Annotated in this window: 10 protein-coding genes; 6 read left to right on the forward strand and 4 right to left on the reverse strand. The window is 70.5% G+C overall.

Annotated elements, in window-relative coordinates:
• Positions 1–2,262, forward strand: a 2,262-nt coding sequence (locus Q8S40_RS05010; protein ID WP_305669525.1) for an alpha-2-macroglobulin, incomplete at its 5' end; no start/stop codon positions are given.
• Between the two features lie 77 nt (positions 2,263–2,339).
• Positions 2,340–4,256, forward strand: coding sequence for a penicillin-binding protein 1C (gene pbpC / locus Q8S40_RS05015; protein WP_305669526.1), 1,917 nt, complete (start codon positions 2,340–2,342; stop codon positions 4,254–4,256).
• Here pbpC and Q8S40_RS05020 read toward each other — a convergent pair.
• Positions 4,201–4,884 (reverse strand): RluA family pseudouridine synthase, encoded by a 684-nt coding sequence (locus Q8S40_RS05020; protein ID WP_305669527.1) that lies wholly within the window; start codon positions 4,882–4,884, stop codon positions 4,201–4,203. The two genes, pbpC and Q8S40_RS05020, sit on opposite strands and share 56 nt — an antisense overlap.
• Before the next feature lie 88 nt (positions 4,885–4,972).
• Here Q8S40_RS05020 and Q8S40_RS05025 point away from each other — a divergent pair, with 88 nt between their 5' ends.
• The 3 genes from Q8S40_RS05025 to Q8S40_RS05035 all read left to right on the forward strand — a co-directional run bounded on the left by Q8S40_RS05025 (position 4,973) and on the right by Q8S40_RS05035 (position 8,028).
• Complete coding sequence (locus Q8S40_RS05025; protein WP_304813408.1) at positions 4,973–5,878, forward strand: PfkB family carbohydrate kinase; 906 nt, start codon at positions 4,973–4,975, stop codon at positions 5,876–5,878.
• Positions 5,879–5,909: 31 nt separating this feature from the next.
• Entirely contained in the window at positions 5,910–6,845 is a 936-nt protein-coding gene (locus Q8S40_RS05030) for an ion transporter (RefSeq protein WP_305669528.1), read from the forward strand.
• Positions 6,846–7,026: 181 nt separating this feature from the next.
• The gene (locus Q8S40_RS05035; RefSeq protein ID WP_304813410.1) at positions 7,027–8,028 is read left to right on the forward strand and encodes an SMP-30/gluconolactonase/LRE family protein; all 1,002 of its coding nucleotides are present in this window, start codon (positions 7,027–7,029) and stop codon (positions 8,026–8,028) included.
• A 95-nt stretch (positions 8,029–8,123) separates the two neighbouring features.
• On the opposite strand, the gene Q8S40_RS05040 is transcribed toward Q8S40_RS05035, so the two are convergent.
• From Q8S40_RS05040 to Q8S40_RS05050, 3 genes are all read right to left on the reverse strand, one after another.
• Positions 8,124–8,744 (reverse strand): trans-aconitate 2-methyltransferase, encoded by a 621-nt coding sequence (locus Q8S40_RS05040; protein ID WP_305669529.1) that lies wholly within the window; start codon positions 8,742–8,744, stop codon positions 8,124–8,126.
• Between the two features lie 172 nt (positions 8,745–8,916).
• Positions 8,917–9,672 carry an HpcH/HpaI aldolase/citrate lyase family protein gene (locus tag Q8S40_RS05045; protein WP_304813413.1) on the reverse strand — a complete coding sequence of 252 codons (756 nt, stop codon included), beginning with the start codon at positions 9,670–9,672 and terminating at the stop codon, positions 8,917–8,919.
• Between the two features lie 96 nt (positions 9,673–9,768).
• Positions 9,769–10,578 carry an O-methyltransferase gene (locus Q8S40_RS05050; RefSeq protein ID WP_304813415.1) on the reverse strand — a complete coding sequence of 270 codons (810 nt, stop codon included), beginning with the start codon at positions 10,576–10,578 and terminating at the stop codon, positions 9,769–9,771.
• Between the two features lie 279 nt (positions 10,579–10,857).
• Between Q8S40_RS05050 and Q8S40_RS05055 the strand changes: the two genes are divergently transcribed.
• Positions 10,858–12,267 carry an FAD-binding oxidoreductase gene (locus Q8S40_RS05055; RefSeq protein WP_305669530.1) on the forward strand — a complete coding sequence of 470 codons (1,410 nt, stop codon included), beginning with the start codon at positions 10,858–10,860 and terminating at the stop codon, positions 12,265–12,267.
• Positions 12,268–12,270 lie beyond the last annotated feature (3 nt).

The raw sequence follows: 12,270 nt of genomic DNA on the forward strand, positions 1-12,270 counted from the left end.
GCGGCGCGGCGGCTGGAGGTGGCGATCGAAGCCCCGCCGCTGGCCCGGCCGCGCACGCGCATCGAGGTGCCGCTGCGGATCGCCGGTGCGGGCGCCACCGCCATGGTGACGCTGGCGGCGGTGGATGAGGGCATTTTGCGCATCACCAACTTCGCCTCGCCCGACCCGGTGGCGCATTTCCTGGCGCGGCGCCGGCTGGGCCTCGATATCCGCGATGATTACGGCCGGCTGATAGCCCCGGCCGAGGGTGAGGCCGCGGTGCTGCGCCAGGGCGGCGACGGCATGGAGGACGGCGCGCTGCTGCAGGTGCCGCAGCGCGTGGTGGCGCTGTTCCAGGGGCCGGTCGCGGTGGCCGCCGATGGCACGGCGACCATCCCGCTCGACCTGCCGGATTTCGCCGGCGAGGTGCGGCTGATGGTGGTGGCCTGGGACGGTGCCCGCATCGGCGCGGCCGCCCGGCCGATGACGATCCGCGAACAGGCAGTGGCGGAGGCGCTGCTGCCGCGCTTCCTGGCGCCGGGCGATGAGGTGCGGCTGCCCGTGCTGCTGCACAATGTGGAACTGCCGGCCGGCGATTTCCGCGCCACGCTGACCGCCACGGGCGCCATCGCGCTGGCCGGACCGGCGACGCTGGACGTCAAGCTCGCCGCCGGGGCGCGCGCCGTGCCGGCCACCAGCCTGCGCGGCGTCACGGTCGGGCAGGGCACGCTGCGCCTGGCCGTCACCGGCCCGGGCGGCTTCCGCACGGAAAGGGAGGCGGAGATCACCGTCCGCTCCTCCCGCCCCGCCATCAGCGAGGTCGCCATCAGCACCCTCGCGCCGGGCGCCACCGCGCCCGTGCCGCTGCCGTCTTCCCGCTTTCTGGGCGGCAGTTGGCGGGCCACGGCCAGCTGGGGCGCGCCGGTGCGCTACGATCCGCAGGCGTTGCTGGCCGGTCTGCGCCGCTTCCCGCTGGATTGCGTGGAACAGGCCGGGTCCCGCCTGCTGGCGCTGTCCTATGCCCCGGCCAATCCGGATACGGCGCAGGAGGATGCGGCGCTGCTCGGCCAGGCGATCTCCTCCGTGCTCGACCGGCAGACCTATTCCGGCCGCTTCGGCTATTGGAGCGCGGAGGGCAATGTCCAGAACTGGGCCAGCCTTTATGCCACCGAGGCGCTGCTGCGGGCGCGCGCCAATGGCGCCCCGGTGCCGGAAGCGGCGCTGGATGCGGCGTTGCAGGCGGCGGAGGATGATCTGGAGAGCAGCGGCGATTCGCCGGAGTATCTCGCCGCCCAGGCCTATCGCGTGCATGTGCTCGCGCTGGCCGGGCGCAACCGGCTGGGTGCCGCCCGGCGGCTGGCGGAACAGCTGGATCAACTGCCGACGCCGCTGGCCAAGGCGCAGCTCGCCAGCGCCTTCGCGCGGGCCGGTGACCGGGACCGGGCGCAGGCGATCTTCGCCGCCAGCCTCGCCAGCCCGGCGCGCCAGGTCTGGTACGGTGATTTCGGCAGCGCGGCGCGGGATGCGCTGGCCACCGCCCTGCTGCTGCGCGAATCCGGCGTGGCGCAGGACCAGCTGCCGGCGCTGCTCGCCCGCCTGCCGGGGGCGGAGTTCACCCCGGCCGTCAGCAACACCCAGGAACAGGCCTGGGCGGTCGCCGCCGCCTTCGTGCTGGGCCGCGATGGCCGCCCGGCGCGGATCACGCTGGATGGCCGGGATCTGCCGGTGGCCCCGGTGGTGACCGTGCCGCTGATGGCGGCCGGCGAGGCGCGCAACCGCGGCGATGCGCCGGTGGTGCAGGCGGTGTCCATCGCCGGGGTGCCGACCTCCCCGCTGCCGGCGGCCAGCCAGGGCATGCGGGTGGCGCGGCGCTTCTTCGCGCTGGATGGCCAGCCGCTGAACCTCGACACGCTGCGCGCCGGCACCGGCTTCGTGCTGCTGATGGAGGCGCGCGCCACCAGCAACGAACGCCATTTGGCCATGGTGATCCAGGGCCTGCCCGCGGGTTGGGAGATTGCCGGGCGGCTCGGCCCGGGTGAGGTGCAGGGCATGCCCTGGCTCGGCACGCTGACCGAACCGGACGCGCAGCCGGCGCGGGATGACCGCTACGCCGCCGCGCTGGAACTGACCCCGGAACGCCCGCTGGCGCGCTTTGCCGTGCGGGTGCGGGCGGTGACGGCGGGCAGCTTCGAACTGCCGGGGATGGAGGCGCAGGACATGTACCGGCCCGGCATCTTCGCGCGGCAGAACGCGGCGCGCATCACGGTGCTGCCGGGCGAGTGATGGGGGCGGGGGCTGAAAGCCCTCCCTCCCCCCCCCGAGGGGGGCGAGGGAGGCGCCTTGTATTGGCTGCCGCAGCCTTGGCGCTCGCTGTCGTCGCCCTCGACCGCGCCCTGCCGCCGGACCTCTCCCGCCTCCAGGCCGGGGTGGAGGTTCTGGACCGCCACGGCCGCACCCTGTCCATCCTGCCGGCCCCGGGCGGCATCTGGCGCTTGCCGACCGCTGCGGCCGATGTGCCGCCGCATCTCCTCGCCATGCTGGTCGCCGCGGAGGATGCGCGGTTCCGCTGGCATCCGGGTGTCGATCCGCTGGCGCTGGCCCGCGCCGCCTTCCAGTGGCTCCGCGCCGGGCGGGTGGTTTCCGGCGGTTCGACGCTGACCATGCAGGCGGCCCGCCTGCTGGAGCCCCGCCCGCGCACCCTCCGCAGCAAGGCCCTGGAAATGCTGCGCGCCCTGCAATTGGAGGCGCGCTTCAGCAAGGACGAGATCCTCGCCATCTGGCTCACCCTCGCGCCCCAAGGCGGCAATCTGGAGGGGCTGCGCGCCGGCGCCTTCGCCTGGTTCGGCCGCCCGCCCGGCCAGCTCGATGCGGCCGAATCCGCGCTGCTGGTGGCGCTGGCCCGGCGGCCGGAGGCGTTGCGGCCGGACCGGCACCCAGGGGCTGCGCGCGCGGCGCGGGATGCCATGCTGCGCCAGCGCGCCCCCGGCGCCGGCCAGGTCAGCGCGGCGGAGCGCGATCTGGCGCTGGACACCCCGGTGCCCACGGCACGCCACCCGATGCCCCGCCTGGCGCCGCACCTGTCCCGCCAACTGGCCCGCGATGCCGCGCCGGGTGCGCGCATCGCCACCACGCTGGACCGGGATCTGCAACGCGCGGCGGAGGCCTTGGCCGAGGACCGCCTGCTTGCGCTGTCCGACCACGCCGCCATGGCGATGCTGGTGGCGGAGATCGAGACGCGCGAAATCCGTGCCCTGGTCGGTGGCAGTTTCGGTGTGGAGACCCGCGCGGGGATGCTGGATCTGACCCGCGCCATCCGCTCCCCCGGCTCAGCCCAGAAGCCCTTCCTGTACGCGCTGGCCTTCGAGGCGGGCGTGGCGCGGCCCGAAACACTGGTGGCGGATTTGCCCTTCCGCTTCGGCAGCTATGCGCCGGAGAATTTCTCGCGCGATTTCGCCGGCCGCATCACCGCCGCCGATGCGCTGCGCCAATCGCTGAACCTGCCGGCCGTGGTGCTGCTGAGCGAGCTGGGCGTGCTGCGCTACGCCACCGCCTTGAAGCTGGCCGGTAGTCCGCCGCGGCTGGCGCCGGGGGCGGAGCCATCCCTGCCGCTGGCGCTCGGCGGGGCCGGGACCACGCTGCGGGAGCTGGTCGCGCTCTATGCGCTGCTGGGCGATGCCGGCCGCGCCGCGCCGCTGGTGGCGGTGCCGGGCCCGCCGGCCACGCGGCCTGAAATCGTGCTGCCGCGCGCCGCGGCGGCGGTGGCCGGAATCCTGGTGAATCCCTTCCCGGGCGGCGGGCCGCAGGGGGTGGCGTGGAAGACCGGCACATCCTGGGGCGGGCGGGATGGCTGGGCGTTGGGGCTGGATGCGCGGCATGTCGCCGGGGTCTGGGTGGGCCGGCCGGATGGCACGCCGGTTCCGGGCCTCACCGGGCGCGGCGCGGCGCTGCCGGCGCTGGCCGCCCTTTTTGCGCGGCTGCCCGCCGCGCCGCGCCAGCCCCTGGCCGTGCGCCCGACGCCCCGCCCCTTCGCCGAGGCCGCGGACCGGCTGCGGCTGGTCTTTCCCATGCCGGGCGCGGTGCTGGCGGAGGGCGGACCCATCACGCTGCGCGCCGCCGGGGGGCGCCGCCCGCTGGTCTTCCTGGTGGATGGCGCGCCGCTGGCGCATCACCGGGCGCGGCGCGAGGCCGCCTGGGTGCCGCCGGGACCCGGCTTCTACCGGGTCACCGTGCTGGATGCGGATGGGGTGGCGGCGGGGGCGGAGCTGCGGGTGCGCTGAGGCCCGCGATCGCCGCCCGCATGTGGTCGGGCACCGGCGCCTCCACATGCAGCGCCGGGTCCAGCGGCAGGGTCAGGGACCGCGCCAGCAGGTGCAGCCCCCCCGCATCGCCGCCGCCATACATCGCATCGCCCAGGATCGGGCAGCCGAGATGCGCGCAATGCACCCGCAGCTGATGCGTCCGCCCGGTTTCCGGCACCAGTTCCAGCCAGGTGAGCCCCGCCCCTCGCCCGAGCACCCGCCAGGCGCTGCGGGCCGGATCGCCCTTCGCATCCACCTGCATCCGCCAGCCGCGCGCGGCGCTGCTGATCTTGGCCAGTGGCGCCTCCACCATGCCCGATTCGCCCGCCGGGCCGCCGCGGACCACGGCCCAATAGGCCTTGCCCACCTGCCGCGCCGCGAACAGGGCATTCAGCCGCGCCAGCATCGGCGCGGTGCGGCCCAGCACCAGGCAGCCGGCGGTATCCGTATCCAGCCGGTGCGCCGGCTGCGGCAGGCGCTTCTTCCCCAGGCGCAACGCCGGCAGCCAATTCTCCAGCGTCTCCCCCTGCCGGGCGGAGACGGGCATCCCGGCCGGTTTGTCCAGCACCAGCAGCTCCGGCCCCAGATGCAGGATGCGGGCCTGCAACCATTCGGGAAGGACTTGGGGCGGAAGATTGGGCGGTGCAGCAATCTTCGCTTGGCGAAACCTGCCCGCTGATGGAACCCTGGGTGGCATGAACGAGCCTGATCTCCGACCAATTGTCGTCTGCCTCGGCAGTGTTGTCATGGACCACACTTTCCTCGTGCAGGATATCGTGCAGCCGCCGTCGAAGAACCGCGCCACCGGCTACAGCCTGGGCGCGGGCGGGTTGGCGGCCAATGCCTCCGTCGGCGTGGCGCGCCTCGGCGGGCGCTGCATCTTCTGGGGGCGCGTCGGGGATGACCTGAACGGCCCACCGCTGCTGGAAGCACTGGGCGCGCAGGGGGTCGATGTCTCCCACTGCCATGTGGCGCCGGAGGCGCGGACACCGGTTTCCGCCGTGCTGGTGGACCCGGTTGGGGAACGTAGCATTTATTCCTATCGCGGCGACAACCTCGGCATCGATCCGCACTGGCTGCCGCTGCATCTGCTGGATAAGGCGCAGGCCTTCCTGTGCGATCCGCGCTGGCCGGAGGGCAGCGCCCGGGCGCTGGATTATGCCCGCGCCCGCGGCGTGCCGAGCGTGATCGATGGCGAGAAAAGCGAGACCCGCCTGCTGCTGGATCTGGTGCCGCGCTGCGACCATGCGGTGTTCTCCGAACCCGGCCTGGCCAACTACGCCCCGGGCGCGCGGCCGGTGGAGGGGCTGCGGAAGGCGATTGCCGATGGCTGCCGCGCCGCCGCCGTGACGCGCGGGGAGAAGGGCACGCTGTGGCTGACGGCGGAGGACCCCGAACCCCGCATCACCCCCGCCTTCCGCGTCCAGGCCACCAACACCACCGGCGCCGGCGATGTGTTCCACGGCGCCTATGCGCTGGCGATGGCGGAGCGCCAGAGCGTGGCGCAGGCCATGCGCTTCGCCTCCGCCGCTGGCGGCCTGCGGGCACGCGATGGCGCGACGCCGACGCGGGCGATGGTGGAGGAATTGCTGCGCAGCTGAGACACCTCCCGACGGTCATCACGCAACGTGCATGGAAGCGCCGCCCCGGGGAATTCGCGCGGCGCACCATGTGTTGCGAGGCTTTCGGATCAACGATTCAGGATGGGGCTTCTTATACCGGGAAAGGGAGAGGCCCATGACGCAAGACCCCGATCCGCAGGTCGATGGGCCTGAAACCGAACAGGAACGCTGGCAGGTCCTGGGCCAGATGGAAGACTGGCTCGAGCGACCGATGCTGGTGCTGTCCTTCATCTGGCTGAGCCTGGTTCTGGTCGAATTGATCTGGACCACCTCGGGCCTGTTCGAACTGCTGGGCACGATCATCTGGATCATCTTCATCCTGGAATTCGTGCTGCGTTTCGCGCTCGCGCCGCAGAAGATGCGGTTCCTGCGGCGCAATCCTATCACCATCATCGCGTTGGCCGCGCCGGCATTCCGGTTCCTTCGCGTGCTGCGCTTCCTGCGGCTCGGCCGCGGGCTGCGGCTCGTCAGGATCGTCGGCACGGCCAATCGCGGCCTGAACGCGCTGCGCAAAAGCTTCGACCGGCGGGGGCTCGGCTATGTGCTCGCCACGACCGGCGTCGTCATCCTGCTCGGCGGCGGGGGGATGCTGGCCTTCGAACCCGCGGGTGAAATCAACGGCGGATTTTCAAGCTACGGCGATGCGCTGTGGTGGACGGCGATGTTGGTCTCGACCATGGGCTCGGGCTTCTGGCCAGAGACGTCCGAAGGCCGGCTCCTCGCGCTGCTTCTGTCCCTCTACGGCCTGGCGGTCTTCGGCTACATCACCGCCAGCTTCGCCACCTTCTTCATCGGGCAGGATGCGGCGGCACCAGATGGAGAGGTTGCCGGCGCCCGCGAGATCTCGGACCTGCGCGCCGATATCGCGGCGCTGCGCGAAGAACTGCAACGGCTGCTGCCAGCGCAATCCCTCAGCGCAGAACCAGCTTCGCCAAACGAGAGTTGAGTGCAAAGGATTTACGCCCGCACCCGCGGGCGCAGGTCGCATGCCGCGGATCTTGGTATGCGCCATCACGCGACGTTGCGGGGCCGCGGCACCGCGCCGGGGTGGTCCCATCGCGCGCGACCATGCCAGCCTTTCCGGCCGGCCCGCAGAGGCTGGCGGCAAAGGGAAGGAAACCGAAATCATGCATGCCAGCCGCCGCGCCCTGCTGGGCGCCGCCGGGGCCGTGCTCGCCACGCCCGCCTTCGCGCAACGCGAGGCGCCCGGACGCTACCCCGATCCGGCGATCGAGGTGCTCGACCCCTCCTTCAACCGCTACCGCCTGGTGCTCGCCGCGGTGGAACGCCTGGCCACCGGCTTCCGCTGGAGCGAGGGGCCGGTCTGGCTCGGTGACCAGCGCTGCCTGATCTGGTCCGACATCCCCTCCAACAAGATGCTGCGCTGGAGCGAGACGACCGGCCGGGTGGATACGTTCCGCGAGCCGTCCAACAACAGCAACGGCAATACGCGCGACCGCCAGGGCCGCCTGCTGACCTGCGAGCATCTGACCCGGCGCGTGACGCGCACCGAACCCGATGGCCGCATCACCGTCATCGCCGACCGCTACGACGGCAAGCGGCTGAACAGCCCGAACGACATCGTGGTGAAGTCCGACGGCTCGATCTGGTTCACCGATCCGCCCTTCGGCATCCTCGGCTTCTACGAGGGTGAGCGGGCGGAGCCGGAGCTGCCGACCAACCTTTATCGCGTGGCCCCGGATGGGCAGATCAGCGTCGCCACCGGCGATGTCGGCCGGCCCAACGGCCTGGCTTTCTCACCGGATGAACGCATCCTGTATGTGGTGGAGGCGGCGGTAACGCCGCGCGTCATACGCGCCTTCGATGTCGGCGATGACGGACGCCTGTCCAACAGCCGCACCTTCTACCAGTGCCGGGAGGGTGAGACGCCGGATGGCTTCCGCGTCGATGTCGATGGCAATCTGTGGTGCGGCTGGGGCATGGGCACGCCGGAGCTGGATGGCGTGCGGGTGATCAACAAGGATGGCGCGCCGATCGGCCATATCCGCCTGCCGGAACGCTGCGCCAATGTCGCCTTCGGTGGGCGCTTCCGGAACCGGCTGTTCATGCCGGCGAGCAAGTCGCTGTATAGCCTGTATGTGAACACGCAGGGCACGCCCTACGGCTGAGCGCACAACCCTCCCCCGTGCAAGCGGGGGAGGGGCTTTGGCAGATTGAAGCCGTGCTCAGACATTCAGCCATGCATCGGGCATCAAGCCGCTGGCTAAGGCCCGTACCGGAAGACGCCGAACTGGAACGCCTGTGATGTGCCCCAGGGCGTGACGTGATCGTGCCGCCGGGCACCCACCGACAGGAACGCCGCGCCAAGCGTCCGGGCGAGGCTGTCGGCATCATAGCGCATCACTGGAAGACCGCTGCACCGCTCCGGCCCGTCCAGAGCAAAGGTCGCGATGATGGCGTGGCCGCCGGGCTTGAGGGCCCGCTCCAGTCGAGCGAGATAGGCCTTGCGGTCGGGCTCGGTGATGAGGAAGTGGAACGCCGCACGGTCGTGCCAAACATCATAGGTCCGCGTTGGCTCCCAGGTGGTGACGTCTGCCACGATCCATTTGATCTGGTCGCCCGAATCGCCGATCCGTGCCTTGGCCGCCGCCAGAGCCGAGGATGAAAGGTCCAGGACCGTCAGGTCACTGAAGCCCCGTTGCAGCAAGGCGTCGGCCAGGCGCGAGGCACCGGCGCCAATGTCGATGACGGCGGACGACGGCGTGGCGATTTCCTCAATCAGGGCCAGCGATGGCTGCGGGTTGTCCTGGAACCAGCTGACCTCGTCCTCGCCCTTTGCAGCATAGGTGGATTGCCAGTGCGCCAGCGGGTCTTTGGACTGCATGATGTTGGTCCTCCGCCCGGTCGAAGCCGCTACAAACGGCATCAATCCGCATTCAGGTCTCCGCTGGATCCTTGTATCGATCCACCAGGTGCCAGATGCGCCAGGCTGACGCGTCAGCAAGGAGGAAGCCGCCAGGGACAGGGGCCGAAACCCCCGTCCCCGTAACCAGAAATCAGCCCCGCGCGATGGCGACCTGCGCCTTGGCCGCGGTCAGCATCAGGCCGCTGTCGTTCATGATGGTCGCCAGGTTGAAGCCCCGCTCGAACATCTGCTTGGAATAGGCACCCGTCATGGTGTGGATGCCCACCTTCACGCCCGCCGCCTGGGCGGTGTTGCGGATCTTGTCCAGCACGGCGAGGAATTCCGGCTCCTGCCGGTCCTGCAGCGGCGCCATGCCGAGCGACAGGCTGAGGTCGGACGGGCCGATATAGATGGCGTCCACGCCGGGCACATTGACGATGGCTTCCAGATTGTCGACCGCCGTCTTGGTCTCGATCATCGGGATCACCAGCACGTCCTCATTCGCCGCATTGGTGTCCGCCGCGGCGCCGTACATGCCGGACCGGATCGGGCCGAAGCTGCGCGTGCCCTTGTTCGGATAGCGGCAGTAGGACACCAGCGCGCGCGCCTCGGCCTCGGTGTTCACCATCGGGCAGATCACGCCCTTGGCCCCACCATCCAGCACCTTGCCGATGATGCCCGGCTCGTTCCACGGCACGCGCACCATCGGCGTCACGCCATGCGGCTGCATGCCCTGGAAGCAGGCGACCATGGACATGTAGTCCTGCAGGCCGTGCTGGATATCCACCGTCAGGCTGTCCCAGCCGGCCAGGGCCATCACTTCGGCGGTGAAGCCACTCGGGATGGCAAGCCACCCATTCACCACCGGCTTGCCTGCTGCCCAGGCCGCCTTGACGCCGTTTGCCATTTTATCCGTTCCCCCCGCGGGTGGTTGTATGATGACTGAACGCTAGGCCCGGGGGCGCGAGGCGTCAACGCGGCCACCCGCGTTTGGCGGGCAGGTTCAGATCAGCGGCGGATCGTCGCTGGTGCGGCCGGGAAGGTTGGTCTCGACCTCCAGCAGCGCCGGATTGGCGACCAGGAAACCGGGTGGCACCACCAGCTTCTTGCGCGCCACGGTGATGCCGGGCCGGCGGCCGCGCGGGTTGCCGTGGGTGCGCGGTGTCGGCAGGTTCACCACCTCGAACGCGCCGGAGGCGACCAGGTCGCGCACCACCAGGCCGAGCCCGTCATAGACCATGGTGTCGTGCAGAACCATGATGCCGCCAAGCGGGAGCAGCGGCGCGAAGCGGTTGATCTCACCGACCAGGGACCCGTAGCGATGGTCCGCATCCAGCACCAGCATGTCGAACTGCGTGGCATCGCCGGCCGCCTGCAGCAGCGTATCCGTGCCGACATACAGCGAATGTGCGTTGACGAAACGGATCAGCTTTTCCAGCGCGGTGCCGCGGAAGATGTGCGGCGTATCGCGCAGGTCCACCGTGACCAGCCGGCCGGTGCCGCCCGCATCGGCCAGCCCGCGGGCGATGCAGGCGGCCGAGTAGCCGGCATTGGTCCCGGTCTCCAGCACCGTTCGCGGGCGCAGCATCGCGGTCAGGGCGCGATAGAACTGGCCCACCTCACGCTCCACCGGCGAATACCAGAGCGGCCTGGTGGCGCGCCATTCCTCGACCTGGGAGGCGTCGAACGGCCGGTCCATCCATTCGGGCATGTACCAGCCACCGGTCGCGGGGTCATAGAGCTGCTCGAAGGCCTCGATGGTGTCGGTGCCGGATGACGCATCAGGGGTGTCGTTTTTCAGCACGATGTTCACGCGCGGCTTCTCCTGTTTTCCGTTGCAGTCGTTGCGCGGGTCTGGAGCGCCCCGCATCGCCGAGGCGGCCTGCGGCCAGGGCAGGCAACTCATACGATGAACATCTGGACAGAATTCGTCCATCTTCCGCTCATCTGTCCCGGTGGAAGACAGGGCGGCGCCGCAAGTTGCATCGGCCAGGCCACGAATGCGCGAGCGCCCGGCCCCGGCGCGCTTTGCGGAGGCTCCCCGGCCATGGCAGTCTGGATCGGGGCACCAAGCCCAACCCGCCGGAGCCGCATGAACACCATCTCCCCCCGCCCGGTCTTCCCCCGTCCGGTCGATGCCGTCATCGCCGCGGCCAGCCAGTTCCTGGGCGATCGCATCACCACCAATGCGGCGCTGCGCGAGCAGCACAGCCATGGCGAGGACAGCTCCACGCCGACGCTGCCGGATGCGGTGGCCTTCGTGGCGACGACGGAGGAGGTCAGCCAACTTCTGGCGCTGTGCCACCAGCATGCCGTGCCCGTGGTGCCCTTCGGCGCCGGCACCAGCCTGGAAGGCCATGTGAACCCGGTGCGCGCCGGCATCAGCCTGGATCTGTCGCGCATGACGTCCGTGCTGGAAGTGAACGAGCAGGACATGGACTGCCTGCTGCAGCCGGGCGTGACGCGCCAGCAACTCAACGAGTTCCTGCGCGACAAGGGCCTGTTCTTCCCGGTCGATCCCGGCAGCCATTGCACGCTGGGCGGCATGGTCGCGACGCGCGCTTCCGGCACCAACGCCGTGCGCTACGGCACGATGCGGGAGAATGTGCTGGGGCTGGAGGTGGTGCTGGCCGATGGCCGCGTCATCAACACCGGCGGCCGCACCCGCAAGGCCGCCAATGGCTACGACCTGACGCGCCTGTTCATCGGCAGCGAGGGCACGCTCGGTGTCGTCACCAAGGTGCGGCTGCGGCTGACCGGCATTCCGGAGGCGATGAGCTCCGCCGTGGTGCAATTCCCGACCCTGGCCGGCGCGGTGGAAAGCACCATCCAGGTCATGCAGCTCGGCATTCCCGTGGCGCGGATCGAGCTGCTGGACGATGACATGATGGCCGCCTCCATCGCCTTCTCGAAGCTGGAGGGTTTTGCACCGCTCACCACCCTGTTCCTGGAATTCCACGGCACCGAGGCGGGCGTGAAGGAGCAGGCCGAGATGGTCGAGGCGATCACCACGGAGCATGGCGGCAGCGGCTTCCGCTGGGCGACCGACCCCGCCGAACGCACAAAGCTGTGGAAGGCGCGGCATGACAGCTACTGGGCCGGCATTGCCTGGAAGCCGGGCCGCCGCGCGCTGACCACCGATGTCTGCGTGCCGATCTCCCGGCTGGCGGAGGCGCTGGTCGGCGCCAAGCAGGAAGCCACCGAACGCGGCCACACCACCTGCATCGTCGGCCATGTCGGCGATGGCAACTTTCACCAGATGATCCTCTACGATCCGGAGGATCCGAAGGGGCTGGAAGGCGCCTGGGACATGGACCGGCGCGTGGTGGCGCGGGGCCTGTCCCTGGGTGGCACCTGTTCCGGCGAACACGGCATCGGCCTAGGCAAGCGGGAATTCCTGGAGACGGAACATGGCGCGGAGGCACTGGCCGTGATGCGCAGCCTGAAGGTGACGCTGGACCCGAAGGGCATCATGAACCCGGGGAAAATGTTCCGGAATTGAAGA

Origin of the sequence: Falsiroseomonas sp. (genome assembly GCF_030695085.1) — a bacterium.
Taxonomy (GTDB): domain Bacteria; phylum Pseudomonadota; class Alphaproteobacteria; order Acetobacterales; family Acetobacteraceae; genus Falsiroseomonas.

What these genes read in the sequence shown, in the direction of transcription:
- Q8S40_RS05035 (WP_304813410.1), top strand. Translation starts at nt 7,027, where the DNA reads ATGCATGCCAGCCGCCGCGCCCTGCTGGGCGCCGCCGGGGCCGTGCTC.
- Q8S40_RS05025 (WP_304813408.1), top strand. Translation starts at nt 4,973, where the DNA reads ATGAACGAGCCTGATCTCCGACCAATTGTCGTCTGCCTCGGCAGTGTT.
- Q8S40_RS05030 (WP_305669528.1), top strand. Translation starts at nt 5,910, where the DNA reads ATGGAAGCGCCGCCCCGGGGAATTCGCGCGGCGCACCATGTGTTGCGA.
- Q8S40_RS05055 (WP_305669530.1), top strand. Translation starts at nt 10,858, where the DNA reads ATGAACACCATCTCCCCCCGCCCGGTCTTCCCCCGTCCGGTCGATGCC.
- Q8S40_RS05045 (WP_304813413.1), bottom strand. Translation starts at nt 9,672, where the DNA reads ATGGCAAACGGCGTCAAGGCGGCCTGGGCAGCAGGCAAGCCGGTGGTG.
- Q8S40_RS05040 (WP_305669529.1), bottom strand. Translation starts at nt 8,744, where the DNA reads ATGCAGTCCAAAGACCCGCTGGCGCACTGGCAATCCACCTATGCTGCA.